This window comes from Pedobacter aquatilis (assembly GCF_032678405.1).
In the GTDB taxonomy this organism is placed as follows: domain Bacteria; phylum Bacteroidota; class Bacteroidia; order Sphingobacteriales; family Sphingobacteriaceae; genus Pedobacter; species Pedobacter aquatilis_A.
Genome location: NZ_JAVTSJ010000001.1, coordinates 976568 through 993694, shown reverse-complemented (window position 1 = coordinate 993694; position 17127 = coordinate 976568). Strand labels below are relative to the sequence as shown.

The window sequence follows — 17127 nt, the reverse complement described above, 5'->3', positions numbered from 1 at the left end:
ATCTTAATCATCGAATGGTCTGATGGCTAAAATTGCTTCGTTCCTCCGCAATGACGGGATAATTTGTTAAATTGCGTCTGATAATGATGTAAATGTAAAATCACGGATTTTCATCGGTGGAATTAAACCACTTCCTGTTCTAACCGGTTTACCCAATGCTTCAACATTGTTTAGCATAATCACCGGACTTTCATTAAACCTGAAGTTTTTAATCGGGAATTTAATTTCGCCATTTTCAATGTAAAAAGTACCGTCACGCGTTAAACCTGTTAGTAGTAATGTTTGTGGGTCTACCGAACGGATGTACCAGAAACGTGTTACTAAAATCCCTTTTTCAGTACTTTTTATTAAATCTTCAAGCGACTGGGTTCCGCCTTCCATAACAATACTACGACTGAATGGTACTGGCTGAACATTTTTTTGAGCTGCCCAGTATCTTGAATAGGAAAGATTTTTAACTATACCTTTTTCTACCCATTGTGTTCTTTTAACTGGTAAACCATCGCCACTCCACGTAGATGATGGAACTTCAGGATTTAAAGGGTCTGAATAAATATTTACATTTTCTGAAAATAATTGTTCTCCCAGTCGTGTACCGCCACCCTTTTTACTCATGAAGCTTCTGCCTTCATCAGCACTGCGGGCATCAAAACCCCTGAACATATTTCCAAGCATATCACTTGCTGCAAGTGGTTCCAGAATAACGGTATATTTTCCAGGTTCGATGGCTTTTGCTCCGGCAGAACCATTGGCTTTACTTGCTGCAATTTTACTCAGCGCAAGCGTATCCATTTTAGAAAGGTCGTTAAAATCCTGCTCAACATAACCAGAACCGGTACCTTGTTTATTTCTTACGGTTACCGAAAAAGAGACGTTTGTCCCTTTGTTATATGCAAACAGGCCTTTTGAATTCATTACCGCATTAAAGCTGGTTGAGTTTTCCAGGAAACCTGCGGCATCTAAACCTGCGGCTTTAGATACACTTAAACTCTTTCCAACCATTTCAGCCCTTGTATCAGGAGTCATAGCTGCTGTATTCGCATTAAATGTTTTTGATTCAGCAAAAGTCTGAGGGCCTAAAAGCGGCATAAACTCTGGGTTTTCAGGTGCAAGCATGGCCAGTTCTTCGGCTCTCCTTACTACTTTTTCTAATGATGCGTCATCAAATTCGTTAATGGTTGCCGAGCCTGTTTTTTTACCATAAGTAGAACTCACACCTAAACTCATGGTGCTGATTTGTCCGGCGGTTGATACTGCATTACGGGCGTAACGAATATTTCCACCATCAGAACCTCTTAAACTCACTTCGCAGAAGTCGGCTTTTGAAAAACCTACTACCTTTTTTAATATTGCCTGGGCTTCTTCTTTACTTAATATAGCCATAATTATATTTTTCTTGCTGTATTGATAACATTAACTCCATTAAATCTCGCGGTAGAACTACCGTGAGAAACTGCACTGCTTTGTGAAGGCTGACCTTTTCCATCATTGAATGAACCGCCTAAACGATAGTCACTTTCATCGCAAATGGCATTACAAGAATTCCAGAATTCCTGCGTATTCGCCTGGTATGCCACATCGTTTAACATGCCAACAATTTTACCTTCTTTAATTTCGTAGAAAATCTGACCGCCAAACTGGAAATTATAACGTTGCTGGTCGATAGAGAAACTCCCATCACCAATGATGTAAATACCCTTTTCGACGTTTTTAATCATATCATCAACACTTAGTTTTTCTTTTCCAGGTTGCAGGGATACATTTGGCATACGCTGAAACTGAACATCGTCCCAGCCCTGAGAGTAGCAGCAACCATTCGATTCAGTTAAACCGATAATGTGCGCCTGATCACGGATTGCCTGATAGCTTACCAGAACGCCATCTTTAATCAAATCCCATTTCTTGCATTTTACGCCTTCATCATCATAACCAACAGCACCTAATGAGCCAACCTGGGTTTTATCGGCAACAATGTTTACCTTATCACTGCCAAATTTGAATTTTTTCGATTCCCATTTATCGAGTGTCAGGAAGCTCGTACCAGCATAGTTTGCTTCGTAACCCAATACACGGTCTAATTCAGTCGGGTGTCCAACAGATTCGTGAATGGTTAACCAAAGGTGAGAGGGGTCTAGAACTAAATCATATTTACCAGGTTCAACAGATTTTGCTTTTATCTTTTCAGTAGCTACTCGTGCAGCCTCTTTAACATCTTCAAGCATATCGTAACGACCTTTATAACGGGTAACAATTCCGCTTACCTTATCTTCTGGTCGTGCATGCATGTATTCGTAACCCTTGCCCATTGGCGAGCTTAAGGAATTACGGGTTTTAAACTGTCCCGATGCCCTGTCGATTCGGGTAACGTTAAAGTTTGGATAAATGCGATGAACATCCTGGTCTATATAAGAACCATCAGTTGAGGCAAAATATTTTTGTTCGTTTACGGCAAAAATCACGGAGTTAACGAAATTTGCGCCGTTTTGCATGGCAACATCATTAACATTAAGCAGTAAATCTACTTTTTCCTTAACTGGAACTTCGAAGGCATTGATTTCGATAGGGGTTTTCCAGCTTACCTCACCATAGCCTTTTTGAGGAGCCAGCTGAACAGGTTCGCCCTGAATTTTTGCATTGGCTTTTGCAACGGTTACTGCTTGTTCTGCGGCCTTGGCAATTGCATCTTTAGTAACATTGTTTGTAGCGGCAAAACCCCAGCAGCCATTAGCAAGAACGCGGATTCCAACACCGTAAGATTCGGTATTGGCTACGCCCTGCACCCGTTTTTCGCGGGTTGCTACAAACTGGTTAAGGTAGCGGCCAATGCGAATATCGGCATATGTTGCACCTTTAGATTTTGCTGCATTCAATGCAACATCAGCCAGCTCTTTCTTAATTTTTACATCAACTCCATCAAGCGCCTGCAAAGGGTCGATGGGGGTTCCGAATGCGGAGAGGTCGGGAAGCAACAAGGCACCCATACCCATTCCGGATAAATAGAGGAAATCTTTTCTTTTCAATTGGTTCAGTTTAGGTGATATACGATTCCAATATAGCCAAATTGTAGTTTTAAAAGGTAATATTGTTTATAACATTTTAGTTTCAAACACTATTTGGTGTCCAGAATTCTTGATTCGTACCATAAAAATGCAATTGCGAATAAGAATCCGGTAAAAAACCACCAGATCGATACTTCTTCTTGTATAAAAATATTGTTTGATGAACTTTTTGCTTCCTGATTTTTTGAAATAATGGAATATTGGCGTGTGGAATTTATTTTTTGCTGATTTTTTAATGTAAGCCAATCGTTATTTTTATATACGAAAAAGGATACATCCGACTGATTCACGGATAAGTTGTTCCAGCCACTGTTTACCGGCCAGAATACAGCATCCCATTCGAAAGGCAACTCGAGGTTTTGCTTTGGAGCGAGTTTAACCCCTTCAGCCTTTAAGGAAGGTATTTTTCCTGCCGATGCTAGGTCTGTCACAAAGTGAATTTGTTGATTTATTAAAGGGAACTGTGGTGAGGTTTTTACAAACTGCGTTTCGATTTTTTTTCTTGCTGCTTTTGATAAAATTTCTGACCAGTAATTGGTGTAATCTGCCGTTTTTCCGGAAAGTTGCCAGTTAAAAGTTGAGGCGATAGAAGAGATTAAAACCTTTCCGGAGCCTTTTAAGTTGCTGTTTACTAAAGTTTTTCCGTTGCCATCAATAATTACAGGTAACTCATTTTTCGATGGTTTTAAGTATAAGGTTTGCTCCGCAGGTAGCTGACTAAATTTATACCCACCATCTTTTGAAAAAAGCGATAAGTGTTTGTCTTTCGTTGCAGGATTTTCAAACCGGGCAAAATTTCCACCTGGCACAGCAAGCGGTTTTGGGTTTGAAATTCTTATGAATAGCCCCATGCCGTTGTTTACAGCGTTATTAATTGCTGTCTTTTCATCCTGTCCAAGTGCAGCCAGCTCTTCTTCATCAATAATAAGCACATCGAATTTTCTAAGCGAGGAAGTACTTATCCTGTTAATGCTTATGCTATCCATGTTAAGAAAATCGGTGCTATATTTATTCTTACTAATCTGACTTCTGAAAGCTAAAGCGTATTGGTTATCGAATAGCCACTTTTTGAGAAATTTGTATTCAAAATCAGGAAAGGATGCCAATATTAAAACTTTCATTGGTGCCTGTTCTTCAACAATGAATGGCACAGGTTCTTTGGCTAAGGTGTCATTTCCATTAAAGGATATTAACTCATAAACGGCTCTTCCGCTTTGCTTTGGTTTACTTTTAAAGGAAAATTTTTTATTTGATTGTGCTTCAATGAATGTTGAATCGACAACGTTTCCTAAACCTTTAAGCAAAAGTTTTACGGTTTTATCACTGTTGTTTTGATAATTTCCCTGAATGCTTAACCCACCGGAGTGTTTTAGTTTTTGTGGCCAGTTCGCCGCACTCACACCTGTTGGATTAAGGGATGGGTGAAAGCTTATTTCGTAACCATTTAAACCTTTTAGTTCCTCATCGGTTAATCCGTAACCGTAAATAGTTATTTTCCTTATTGCTTTATGTGTATTTAAAAAATAGGAGAGATCGGGCAGTACAGTTGTTTTTATATTTTTTAAGTCTGCTGATGGTAGCGAATATTTTGTCCCTTTTATTTTTGCAACTGAATCGGGATTTGTTCCCTCGGTAAGCAAAATTATTTCACCTGTATTTTGCTGTATTTTTGTTTGATATTTAACCGGGATAACCAGTAATGCAAAACAAGTTACGGCAATAATACTGGCCAAAATCCTCCAGATTAACCTTGATTTATTATTTCTACTTATTTCTTTAAACAATAAAAAAATAAGTAAAAGCGAGCACAAAACGATAGCGATATTGTTGAATTCCATGTTTACCTGCTGGCTTTATTTAAGTTGTTAAAATAATTCTGGTACAATGCCGAGGCCGGAAGCGTACTTTGCGCTTGTGGTATTGCCGTTTCACCTTTAATCATCTTCTGTATCGCTTGCTGAACGATATCGATATCCTTATTTAATAGTTTTCCGGCAGATGATAATCTTCTTAAACTTGTTAAAGCGTTAAGGTAAGTAGCCGGGTTATCGGCTGCTGCACCAATAATGTATTTTTCGGTTTCATTTAACAAGAATTTGTCGCCTTCGGTAAACGGCTTACCCAATTTCCTGTTTTCTAGCAGTGCCAGCGATGCTTTTAAGTGTTTTACCCGCTGTTCTTTTTGTTCTGCCGACATTTTCTGAACGGGTTGTGTAATTTTGTCCAGTTCGCCACTCAATCGTTTTTCAGGTTTTAATGACGCTGTTTTCACCGTTGTTTTCGCCACGTAAGCCCTCGATTTTTGTTGCAAATCTTTTAATAACCTTAAGGCTTTATATTCAAAAGGTAAAGCTTCCTGAGGTTTATAAGTTCTTAAACGGAGTTCCGAATTCCACATTTCGGTTAAAACAGCCTTTAACTGGGCTTTCATTTCAGGTTCGAAGAAAGTTGCATCTTCAGCAATATCATGCTTGTGTGCATATTTGTCCATAATGGCGGTTACATCGCCAAATTTTTCTTCTCCGCCCTTATGTTCCGCATGTTCATCATGGTCGCCACCAATCTCGGTTTCATTTTCCTCGCCCAGAAACTGTCCGTAACGTAATCTTAAAAGTTTTTGGTCAATTCCCAGTTCATTGCTCCGTGTTTTGAAAGCATCGGTCGCTAAACCCGATTGTTCTTTCAGTAATTTCTCCGTATCGATAATAATTTGTCGCTGGCTCCTGAAATATTCAGGAACAAGGTTAACACCATTGGTCATGCCAGCCATGCTCATCAACTCTGTTGTATCCACTATCGAAACAAAATAAACATCCGACCTGCTCGATTGCCCATGATTATCTAAAGCCTTAATGAAAAAATAAAGCTCATCTCCGGGTTTCATCCCAAGGCTTTTTAAATCAATTTGTTTACTTAACGAAATGCTCTTCTGGCTGTTAAAACTCGCGTTAAATGTTAATTTTTTCTCTGTAAAACTAACACCTTCGCCTTTTCCACTGGCCATTGTTGCCGAGATATAAGCATCATTAATGCCGTAATCATCGTTTAGCGCAACATTAAGGTTGATTTTTTGCGGCTGGCCAATATCAATTGTAGTGTGTTGTTTTGGTTGTGTAATTTTGATGGAAACAGGTAAATCAGGAATAACTTCGAGTTGATATAAATCTGATTTTTTACCATTAATTTCCAGCTGATAGAAACCTGATTTTTCAATTTTTCTGGAAAAAGACCAATCAGTTGCAGCCTGATTATTTGGCTTTAATGTAACAGTTTCCTTATCATTAAAAATGATTTTAAGTGTCTTTAAACTAATATTTGTTTCAAATTTCCAGTTAATTTTTGCACCTGTTTCAACTTTTATCGAAAATTGTTTTTGGTGGCGTTCAGGTTTTCCGGTATAAGCTGGTGGGATTATTGTTGCGCTGAAATCAGAAATTTCTGCCGGAATTTTTTCCTTAATTGCCGGTGCTGCAATCTTTTCTACTGTGTCAGATTGGTATGCTTTTTTAAGCTGCGGTATTTTAGTTATCGCGAGCGCAGCTAAAATACCGGCCAGGAGAATCATAAAACCGCTATATAATTTCTTTTGAGGTTCTTTTGGAACAGGAATCTGCGGAATTATACTTTCAATTTTAGCGAGCTGTAAACGCTGTAGCATCGATAATTCTTCAGGGTTCTGGAGCAGTAAATCGGCACTTTCCTCAAGCTCGGGATAATGGTTGTTCACAAATCTGGTAAAATCTTTATCGGTAGTTTTCCAGATGGGATTGAAAAACAGTGAAACAACTATTATAGCTATAAAAATAAGCGTAAACCACCAGAGACTTAAATGGAATATATAAACGAAAACGGCTGTTAAGATGAGCGAAATTGCCAAACTAATTGCCAATAACCGAATCAACGAAAGCGTTATCCACTTTGCCCTTAACTTATGAATCCAATTTCGTCCTTCAGTTTTTAACATAAACAGTCGTTTTTTTTCCGAAAGATAAAATGCGTTCGATAATAAAGAGCAGCAGTGCGGCTATCCAAAAAAAGTTACTTAAGGCTGGGCTTTGAATCGTGTTAGCCGCTAAAGAAGGTGTACTTACCTGAATATTTTTTTCCTGTTTTTCGCTTAATTGTCTTTGGTCGGCAGGATTTTGCTCAAAACCAAAATCTTCAGTACCCTGATCCGGGAATATAATCGGTAGCAGGGCTTTTATGAAAGTTTCATCCCAAACCAACTGGTTCCATTGGGGGTTAAGCCGGTTATAGAAATGAAAAATATTTATATTGTTTGCTTTCTCTTTAGCTAAAACAGTGTTGCCAAAACCGTCTTCCCAACTATTTGATAAAGATTTTGGTGCTTCGATACGTTTGTTTAAGGTAACCTTATTTCCTTCAATAATTATAAATGAATGCTCATCAATAATTTTTCCGCTTTCGTATTGAAACAAGGTCCCATTAGTATTTATAGCCGACTTAAAATCTGAAGCTACCGGTTTAGCAGACAACCAGAAAGCAATATCAGCTTTTCCAGTTGGATTGATTTCTATTCGTCTTCCGGTAAAGCTTTCAATGGCTTTTAAAGCGGCAATCAAATATTTTTTATCATTATTTCCTGCTGTCTCATAAATGGCAATTTTAACCGGAATAATATTGTTATCCTTAATTGCTGTATATGTGGTGTTTGAAGGGGTAGATTTAGCCTCATATTTCTTTCCGGCATAATCAGTAATCCAGCTCGAAAGTGTATCGGTTTGATTCAAAGCTTTCCATTGCAGCTTATAGCCAGTTTGCGGAAGCTGGTTCCCGAATTTCGCTAACCGACGGTCGGCAAACAGATAAACGGTATTTCCTGAAGATAATGTTCCGTTCAACTGATTTAGTAGCGAAGTATAGCTTATCGAACCTGCTTTGCTCGTGTCGGTATTTATGGTATCTTTTAATTCAATGTTAGCAAAACCCGTATTAAAATCATGGATTTTATAGTTTAACTTTAGTAAAGAATCTATCGTTTTACGGTTATCTTTAAATACTTGTGGAAACATTGATTTTTCTACTAAAATCCACCCGCTGCCTTTATTTGAAATGGTTTTTCGTAAAAAAGGCTGAGTAATGAGAAAAGCGATCAGGATTAAAAGCAATGCTCTTAAAAGGAGTAAAAGCCAGTCGTTAATCCTGAAACTTTTCGAACTCGCTCTTGAACTTTCCCCTAATAATACGATGCTCCCAATTTTTAATGTTTTTCCCTGTTTAACATTCCATAAATGTATAATAAGCGGAATTATTAAGCCTGCAAACGCCAGAAAACCAATCGGGTATAAAAAATGCACAGTTAAATTCTAAGTTTACTTCTTTGTTTTAAAAAATCTCTCAAGGCTTGTTCCAGAGGTTCATCTGTACAAATTGTCCTGTAAAAAATCCTTCTGTCGAGCATTTTAATTCTGGTTTCTTCCAGGTAACTCGCCAGTTTAGTTTTATATGCTGTTCTGGCCTTTGCCTGATCTATTTGTATAGTTTCGCCGGTTTCCAAATCTTCAAAAGTAGAATAACCTTTAAAATCCAGTTCAAGTTCGTTCCTCGACACAACATGAAAAACTAAAATTTCATGCCGTAGTGTATTTAAGGTATCTAACAGGTTTATAATTTCTTCATCTGTTTGATATAAATCCGTAACAAAAATGAGCAGTTCCCTTTTTTGTGAGCCTGCAAAGAGCTCTTTGTAATGTATTGGTTTGGTAAAGGTTCCTTCAGGGTTTATGCTTTCAAGCTGGTAAAACAATCTGGCCAGATGCTGGAAATCCTGTTTTGGTGTCATCGAATAAATCCCCGAATTCTTAAAAACATATAATCCTATGGCATCTCCCTGCAAATTTGCGAGGTACGCCAGTGATGCCCCAAGATATCTTGCATAAGCTATTTTGGTAAAATCACCATCGCTATGATTCATCGATGCACTGGCATCAATTAAAATCCTCACAGCAATATTGGTTTCAACCTCCGATTCGCGGATATAATACCGATCGGAGCGTGCGAACATTTTCCAGTCTAGAGAACGTAAATCATCCCCAGGCTGATAGCTCCGGTACTGACTAAACTCTAATCCTGCACCTTTAATGGTACTTTTGTTAATGCCGCTCATAAAACCATCGATTGTCATTTTTGCTGACAAACTCAGTTCTTTAATCGCCATTAATACCTTCGGATCGAGTAGTTTACTCATTAAATATTTGCTTTAGGTTTTGAAATTGCTTTAATCAATTCATCGGTTACTTTATCTGCTGAAACATTTTCTGCTTCTGCTTTAAAATTCATTAAAACCCTGTGGCGCAATACCGGATAAGCCATTGTTTGTAAATCTTCTAAAATTACGGCATAACGACCCTTAAATAAGGCACGGGCTTTTGCTGTTAAAATTAAAGCCTGACCTGCACGCGGGCCAGCGCCCCATCTCACCCATTCCTTAACAAAAGGTACAGCAGTTGTATCTGGTCGGGTGGCCCTGATTAGTTCACCTACATAAGTTACCAAATCATCACTAATGCTTACTTCACGGGTGATTGCCTGCAACTCTTTAATTTCTTCGGCACCAATAACCGGGTTAATTACTGCTTTTTTACTTCCCGTAGTGCTGCTTAAAATCTGTGCTTCTTCGGCAGCTGTTGGATAACCAATTTTTATATACAGGAGAAAACGGTCTAACTGTGCTTCAGGAAGGGGATAGGTTCCGGCTTGTTCAATAGGATTTTGCGTTGCTAGAATGAAAAAAGGCCTGTCTAAAGGATAAGTTTGGCCACCATAAGTAACCTCAAATTCCTGCATGGCCTCTAAAAGTGCCGATTGCGTTTTCGGAGGGGTTCTGTTCACTTCGTCGGCAAGCACAATATTTGCAAACAATGGCCCTTTATTAAACTTGAAAAATCGTTTACCTGTTACATGGTCTTCCTCAAGAATCTCTGTGCCTACAATATCAGTTGGCATTAAATCGGGTGTAAACTGAATCCTTCTGAAAGAAAGATCTAAAGCTTGCGACATGGTGCGTACCATTAAAGTTTTAGCTAAACCCGGTACACCTTCCAATAAACAGTGCCCGCCCGCCATTAAGGCAATTAACATTTCTTCAATAATTACATCTTGTCCTACAATAACTTTTTGTATTTCGCTTTTTAAAGAAGATATTTTGTTGATAAGTGCTTTTAAGTTGCTTTCTGAACGCTCCAAAACAGTTTTATTTTTTAGTATGTGAGATATTGTGTCTCAAGATAGCGCTTAAAGGCACATGTTTTTTAAGCGCTGTAATAAAATATCAAAAAATTTACAAGATTATCTTTTGAAAAACCTTAATTGATAAAAATTGAAAGTAATTTAGAGCGATGCAAAGAGCTAAATTCACATTTGCGAGGCTAAAATATAATTCTGGTGATTGGGATACCGACCAGCGTATGCCATCGAACCTATTAAATTCGCTTTTAGAATATACTACTATCCCTTTAGATGAAGAGGAAAAAATTGTTGAGTTAAGCAGCCCTGATTTATTTAAATACCCTTTTTGTTATTTAAGTGGACATAAACTGGTGCAATTTACCCAACAGGAAGCCGTAAATTTTAAAACCTATGTGCATAATGGTGGTTTCGTTTTTGTTGATGACTGTAACCACGATATCGATGGTTTATTTGCCCGTTCTTTCGAAACGCAAATGAGTAATTTGTTTGGCCCAACAGCACTAAAAAAAATACCGAATAACCACGGTATCTACAGTTCATTTTTCAAATTTGAGAAAGGCCCGCCAACTACTTCTTTCGAATTGAATGGCTGGGGGGATGATTTGGTACACGATTACCTCAAAGCAATTACAATTAATAACCGGATTGGCGTTTTATATAGTAATAAAGATTATGGCTGCGAGTGGGATTATGATTTTAGAAATAAACGCTTTTTGGCCGAAGATAATACTAAATTTGGGGTGAATATTATTTTATACGCCATGGGCGTAAACAGTTAAACCAAAAACCTACTAACGTGAAATCTACCCTAAGCAAACTACTATTTTTAGCAATAGTTTTAATGGCTACCAGCTCCATTGCCTTTGCAGCCAAAAATCAGTCTTACTATCAGCTTAAAGTTTACCATCTAAAAACCCAGGCACAAGAAACATTGTTAGATGCCTATTTAAAGGATGCTTTTTTGCCTGCTGTGCATCGCGCCGGGATTAAAAGTATTGGTGTTTTTAAGCCCATTGCAAAAGATACTTTAGAGCAACTCGTTTACGTTTTTATCCCATTTAAAAAAATGGATGATTTTTTAAAACTGAATGAAACCTTAGCTAAAGACCAGCAATACCTTGAAGCAGGGGCAGGTTATTTGAAATCAGAATATAATGCAGCTCCTTATACCAGAATTGAATCGATTATTTTAAAAGCTTTTTCGGCAATGCCTGAATTCGCAATTCCTCAGCTAAGTACACCCAAAAGTGAAAGGGTTTACGAGCTGAGAAGCTATGAGGCGGCAACAGAAAACCTTTCCTTAAACAAAATCGGGATGTTTAATGACCATGAAGTAGCGATTTTTTCTAAATTAAACTTTAATGCAGTTTTCTATGGTCAGGTAATATCGGGTAGCAGAATGCCGAACCTGATGTATTTAACCACTTTTAATAATAAAGCCGATCGGGATAAACATTGGGTTGCCTTTGGCGAAGATTATAAAAAGATAAGTGGACTGCCTCAGTACCAGCATAATGTTTCTAAAAATGTTACGCTATTTGTTTATCCTACGGATTATTCGGATTTGTAATTGTCTATAGGTTTAAATTTTGCTGGTATTTTCGTATATTTGTTACCTGTTTGAGAAAGCCAATTAAAATCGGCTAATCTCAGACATGAACCGGGGCCGTTCTTGGATTTGACAGGGTGGCGAAGGTTATGTTAGCATGCAGTGCGTTGTACGGAGAGCACTTAAAGTGAACGTTCACATTTTAGTTGGCGAAAATACTTACGCCTTAGCTGCCTAGTTTAGAACTAGCTTAGCTTTTGTCCCTCTAACTGCTGCATTGTTGGGTTAGAAACCGGGGCATCGAAACAACAAAGCTGGCCTTGAGGAGGTACGACTTAAGGTGAGATAAAGTATCTAAGGATTTAAATTAGGTCGGTTTTCAGCCCGTTTATTTCCCGAAAATTAATTGAAAAATAAGCATGTAGAAGGTATAATTTATCTCACAACTGGACAAGGGTTCGACTCCCTTCGGCTCCACCGAAAAACAGCCTCTGTATTTAAATATGGAGGCTGTTTTGTATTATGGGACTAATTTGTCTATGAAAAGCTAAGTAAATTTATTCCTATTAACTTAATGTTCAAATGATATTTTTAATTTGATTTTCATTCAAACAATTAAGTTGCGTTTTTTTAACTTTCAAATAACATAATAGGACAATATTAGGTGCATCTTTACAAATTATGTTTCATCCCTCTAAATTAATCGCAACAATATTGATATTGCTGAGTATTACTATGAACTGTTTTGCCCTTCAGGGTTGTCGCGTAACTTTAAGTGTTCCTGAAACCAGAATTTACTATCAACAGTACCCAGGTTCACAAAATAATCCTGTAAGATATTTTACGGGGTCGGATTATTATAATGAAAATTGTCCGGCTAATGCAGGTTATTCAACTACTCATCCTGGAAATATTTCTAATACTACAATACCAGGTACGGTTTGTTGGACTGATTTTATTGGCCCTGGAACAAATCCTAATAATGCGGGAAATTATAGATACAATGGATTTTTAGTTACCTATGATTTTGTTCCTTGTCCTATTGATAATTATATGCCTTGTCTTCTTGTTGTTATGGGAGGTTTAGGTGTAATAACAATTAAGCGATGGAATTTTTATGTAAAATAAATATTCCTTTTTCGTAAATGGTTTTAAATTAATATTGCTTCCACAAATTCTAATTAAAATCCTGCTTACTTAATTGTATGCAGGATTTTTTTCTTATAATCGCTTATGGCGCAATTTCCTGTCCTAAATATCGATGAATTTAATGCCGGTAATGATACGGGAAATGTATTGCTTTACCATGAATTAATAGGAAAACGGATTATTGATAAACCGCATAAGCACGATTTTTTTCTTTTCATGCTTTTCGAAGTTGGCTCAGGTAATCACGATATCGATTTTATCGGGCATAAGATTGAAAACCGGCAACTGCACATGCTTTTTCCTGAACAGGTACATAGGTGGGAGCTGGAAGAAAATACGCATGCCCATCAAATCATGATGAATAAAAACCTTTTTGAGGGATTGGCAAATTTCATGAGGTTTTCGCAGATTCTTTATAAAAGTAACCCTGTTTTAAATTTAAGGGACGATGCTTTTGATAAGGTTTTATATGAATTTAAGCAGATTAAGTCTGAACGTGCCAAGCCGGTAATTTTATGGGATATCATTCATGAGCGCATTAAAATTATCGCCTTAATCATCAGCCGGGAGGCTGAGATTTTATTCAATAATCAAACCGTGTATAAAACGAAACCGATTCTCCTAAGGTTTTTATCGCTTATTGAACAGCATTACAATAAACAGAAACTAGTTAGTTTTTATGCCAGTGAATTAAATATTTCAGCTAATTACCTTAATATTTTATGCAGAAAATATTTCAACACTCCGGCAACTACATTAATCCACGAACGGCTTATTCTGGAAAGTAAACGCATGCTACTTACTACTACAAAACCAATTAAAGCAATTGCATTTGATCTGGGTTTTTATGATGTAGCCTACTTTTCAAAATTTTTCAGAAGCAAAACAGGAATAACACCAAATAACTTCAGGGCTGAAGCCTGAGAAATAATAATTGAGCCAACGTTTTGACTATTATTATTCGATAATAATCGTTTTGGTTATAAATTATACAATTTTTGGAATAATATTTACTGACTAACAAATGTTGCGATAATTTATTTTTGTCTGTATAAATCCAGATTATGACAAGCAATTCTATCTCAAGAAAAGATTTTATAAAAAGTTCATCAGTTTTACTGGCAAGCTCCTGCATACTGAGTTCGGATAGTGTGCTGGCGAACCAAGCTGCATTAGGCAAAAATGTGGGAAAGAATTTTACTCTTAAAAACGTAAGGTTAGAAACAGGTTTTGATTATGACCAGGATGAGGTAATTAAAACTAAAACTGAGCTTTTTACGGTTGAGATAGAAAATGGGAAAATAAAAAATATTTTGCCAAACGATGCCAAAGGAAAAGGAATTGATGCAAAGGGCTTGCTAATGCTTCCATCTTTTAAAGATATGCACATCCATCTGGATAAAACTTATTATGGACTTCCATGGCAGGCGCACCTAAAGAAAAATAGGAGTGTTAAAGATATGATTGCTTTTGAGCAGCAAATTATTCCTGAACTTCTGAAAACCTCTGTTACCAGAACAGAAAAACTAATTGAACTTTTGCAGTCGTACGGTACAGGTTATGCAAGGTCGCATGTTAATATCGAGCCAACCTCGGGGTTAAATTCTTTGAAACACCTCGAGACGGCGCTTGAAAATAAAAAATCGTCATTTCATGCTGAAACAGTGGCTTTCCCACAACATGGGATATATTATACAAAATCTGCTGATTTGATGAAAGAAGCCGCTAAAATGAATATCGATTTTATAGGCGGACTAGATCCGACCTCAATTGATGGCGGCATCGAGAAACACATGGATTTTGTTATTCAGCTGGCGCTTGACAATGGTAAAGGCATTGATATTCACCTGCACGAATCTGGTGAATCGGGTGTTAAAACAATCGAATACCTGATCGCAAAAGTGATGGAAAATCCGGTTTTAAAAGGAAAAACTTTTGTTAGCCATGCTTTCGCATTAAGGTATCTCGATAAAAATAAAACAGAAGAAATTGCCGAAAAATTAGGTGCAGCTAAAATGGGTATTGCATCTACAATTCCTTTGTCAGGTAACCCTATGCCCATCCCAACATTGTATAAATATGGAGTGGATGTTGTTGCAGGAAACGATTGTATTGTTGACCATTGGAGTACTTTTGGCTCAGGTAGTATATTGCAGAAGGCGAATATTGCTGCACAAATTTACGGCTATCGTACAGAGTTCGACTTATCAAGAATTTTAAAACTGGCAACTGGAAATATTCTTCCGTTGGATGACCATGGTAAAAGACAATGGCCTTTGGCAGGAGATAAAGCGAATATGGTTTTAGTTGATGCCAGTTGCTCAGCAGAGACAGTTTCAAGGGTTTCGCCTGTTAAATCGCTGATTCATGAAGGAAATATTGTTTTTTAGCAATAGTAACCAACAAAAAAAGCCGACGTAAACATCGGCTTTTTTGTTTTTAAAGGGATTTTTAAACCCTTCCAGGATATTGTTTTAGCGCAATTTCCAAACAGTCCATCGCTTTGTTTAAATCATCAGTATTTAAAACATAAGCCATACGAACTTCGTTCTTGCCCGAGCCGGGAGTAGAGTAGAATCCCGTTGCCGGAGCCATCATAACCGTCTGGTTATCGTGGCTAAAATCTTCCAATATCCACTGGCAGAATTTATCTGCATCATCAATCGGGAATTTAGCTACCACATAAAAAGCGCCACCCGGATTAGGACAGAAGACACCATCAATATTATTCAGGCGATTAACTAGGGTATCTCTTCGTAAAGTATACTCGGTATTTACTTTTTCGAAATAACTGTCAGGTGTATCAACTGCTGCTGCTCCTGCAATCTGTTCAACCATACCAGGGCTTAGCCTTGCCTGGGCAAATTTTAATCCTGAAGCAATAACTTCCTTGTTTTTGGTAATCAGACAACCTAAACGGGCACCACAGGCACTATAACGCTTAGAAACGGTATCCATAATCACAACGTTTTCATCGAGACCATCAAGGTGCATCGGTGAAATAAACTCACGACCATCATAACAGAATTCGCGGTAAGCTTCGTCAGAGAATAAGAATAAATTATATTTAACACAAAGCGTTTTTAAAGCATCAAGTTCTTCTTTGGAATAAAGGTAACCTGTAGGATTATTCGGATTACAGATAATAATTGCCTTGGTTTTTTCGGTAATCAGTTTTTCGAATTCAGCAATAGGAGGTAAGGCAAATCCATTTTCTATAAACGAGAGTATAGGTTTTACCACCACATTACTCATGCAGGCAAAACCATTATAATTTGCGTAAAAAGGTTCCGGAATAATGATTTCGTCACCTTCATCAACACAAGTTTGCATGGCAATGGTAATGGCTTCTGAGCCACCAACCGTTACCAATATATTATCCGGAGTAATGTTATATCCTAATTTGTTGTAGTATTCTGTAAGTTTCTGGCGATAAGCTAAGGTACCTTCTGATGGTGTATAAGCCCAAACGTCGAAATCGATGTTTTTGATGGCATTTAACATTCCTTCAGGGGTTTCTATATCCGGCTGACCGATATTTAAATGGAAAACTTTTTTACCGTCTTTTTTTGCTTTATCGGCAAATGGGGTTAATTTTCTGATTGGCGAAGCAGGCATCTGCAAGCCTTTTTGTGAAATTTTTGGCATGCCACAAAAATAAAAAAGTCCCGATGAAAATCGGGACTTTTTAAATATTATCGTTTAAAATATTACTTTGAAGCTGCTGCAACAGTTTCACCTTTAATGTAAAGCACTTTTACAGGTGTTTTTGCATTTGAAGTTACCGTTACCGTTTTAGTAAATGGCTGTGGCGAACCGGCAGCACTGAAAGTTACCGAAATTGTTCCTGTTTCACCTTTTTTCAAAGGAACAGTTGTGTATTTAGGAACTGTACATCCGCAACTTGCTTCTGCTTTAGTAATAATTAATGGTTCTTCACCAACATTAGTGTATTTGAAATCGTAAGTTACAGGTTTGTTAACCGTAATTTTACCGAAATCATGAGTTTCAGCTTCGAACTTAAATTCAGCCGGTTTGGCCGCAGTTTGTGCATTAGCAACTAAGCCAAAACCCATTACAAAGGCGAATAATACTAAAATCTTTTTCATGTTTATGTGTTGAAATGGTTTTTTAAAATTAACTATAACAAATTTAATATTT

General features: G+C 37.4%; 14 protein-coding genes and 1 other RNA gene. 6 read left to right on the top strand and 9 right to left on the bottom strand.

All coding sequences use genetic code 11. The features are described from left to right. Positions 1 to 66: 66 nt before the first annotated feature. The 7 genes from R2R71_RS04095 to R2R71_RS04065 all read right to left on the bottom strand — a co-directional run bounded on the left by R2R71_RS04095 (position 67) and on the right by R2R71_RS04065 (position 10265). Positions 67 to 1383, bottom strand: a complete 1317-nt coding sequence (locus R2R71_RS04095; protein WP_316829975.1) for a TldD/PmbA family protein — start codon at positions 1381 to 1383, stop codon at positions 67 to 69. Positions 1384 to 1385: 2 nt separating this feature from the next. Then, positions 1386 to 3020, bottom strand: a complete 1635-nt coding sequence (locus R2R71_RS04090) for a TldD/PmbA family protein (protein WP_316829974.1) — start codon at positions 3018 to 3020, stop codon at positions 1386 to 1388. Positions 3021 to 3109: 89 nt separating this feature from the next. Continuing rightward, the gene (locus R2R71_RS04085; protein WP_316829973.1) at positions 3110 to 4897 is read right to left on the bottom strand and encodes a hypothetical protein; all 1788 of its coding nucleotides are present in this window, start codon (positions 4895 to 4897) and stop codon (positions 3110 to 3112) included. A gap of 2 nt (positions 4898 to 4899) precedes the next feature. After that, the gene (locus R2R71_RS04080) at positions 4900 to 7023 is read right to left on the bottom strand and encodes a DUF4175 family protein (protein WP_316829972.1); all 2124 of its coding nucleotides are present in this window, start codon (positions 7021 to 7023) and stop codon (positions 4900 to 4902) included. Further along, the gene (locus R2R71_RS04075; RefSeq protein WP_316829971.1) at positions 7010 to 8377 is read right to left on the bottom strand and encodes a BatA domain-containing protein; all 1368 of its coding nucleotides are present in this window, start codon (positions 8375 to 8377) and stop codon (positions 7010 to 7012) included. Before R2R71_RS04075 ends, R2R71_RS04080 begins: the two co-directional genes overlap by 14 nt. A gap of 2 nt (positions 8378 to 8379) precedes the next feature. After that, positions 8380 to 9267, bottom strand: a complete 888-nt coding sequence (locus R2R71_RS04070) for a DUF58 domain-containing protein (protein ID WP_316829970.1) — start codon at positions 9265 to 9267, stop codon at positions 8380 to 8382. Next, positions 9267 to 10265, bottom strand: coding sequence for a MoxR family ATPase (locus R2R71_RS04065; protein ID WP_316829969.1), 999 nt, complete (start codon positions 10263 to 10265; stop codon positions 9267 to 9269). Before R2R71_RS04065 ends, R2R71_RS04070 begins: the two co-directional genes overlap by 1 nt. 152 nt (positions 10266 to 10417) lie before the next feature. On the opposite strand from R2R71_RS04065, the gene R2R71_RS04060 reads away from it, so the two are divergent. The 6 genes from R2R71_RS04060 (at position 10418) to R2R71_RS04035 (ending at position 15356) form a co-directional block, all read left to right on the top strand. Further along, positions 10418 to 11047 (top strand): DUF4159 domain-containing protein, encoded by a 630-nt coding sequence (locus R2R71_RS04060; RefSeq protein WP_316829968.1) that lies wholly within the window; start codon positions 10418 to 10420, stop codon positions 11045 to 11047. Between the two features lie 17 nt (positions 11048 to 11064). After that, entirely contained in the window at positions 11065 to 11838 is a 774-nt protein-coding gene (locus R2R71_RS04055; RefSeq protein ID WP_316829967.1) for an NIPSNAP family protein, read from the top strand. A gap of 92 nt (positions 11839 to 11930) precedes the next feature. Further along, positions 11931 to 12297, top strand: a transfer-messenger RNA (tmRNA) gene (gene ssrA, locus R2R71_RS04050). A gap of 255 nt (positions 12298 to 12552) precedes the next feature. Further along, on the top strand, positions 12553 to 12945 hold the full coding sequence (locus tag R2R71_RS04045) for a hypothetical protein (protein WP_316829966.1): 393 nt from the start codon (positions 12553 to 12555) through the stop codon (positions 12943 to 12945). Positions 12946 to 13050: 105 nt separating this feature from the next. Then, complete coding sequence (locus R2R71_RS04040; protein WP_316829965.1) at positions 13051 to 13890, top strand: helix-turn-helix domain-containing protein; 840 nt, start codon at positions 13051 to 13053, stop codon at positions 13888 to 13890. A gap of 140 nt (positions 13891 to 14030) precedes the next feature. Further along, entirely contained in the window at positions 14031 to 15356 is a 1326-nt protein-coding gene (locus R2R71_RS04035; protein WP_316829964.1) for an amidohydrolase, read from the top strand. 61 nt (positions 15357 to 15417) lie between these two features. Here R2R71_RS04035 and R2R71_RS04030 read toward each other — a convergent pair whose 3' ends face one another. Then, positions 15418 to 16614 (bottom strand): pyridoxal phosphate-dependent aminotransferase, encoded by a 1197-nt coding sequence (locus R2R71_RS04030; RefSeq protein ID WP_316829963.1) that lies wholly within the window; start codon positions 16612 to 16614, stop codon positions 15418 to 15420. A 62-nt stretch (positions 16615 to 16676) separates the two neighbouring features. Then, on the bottom strand, positions 16677 to 17075 hold the full coding sequence (locus R2R71_RS04025; RefSeq protein WP_316829962.1) for a DUF1573 domain-containing protein: 399 nt from the start codon (positions 17073 to 17075) through the stop codon (positions 16677 to 16679). Positions 17076 to 17127: the final 52 nt, after the last annotated feature.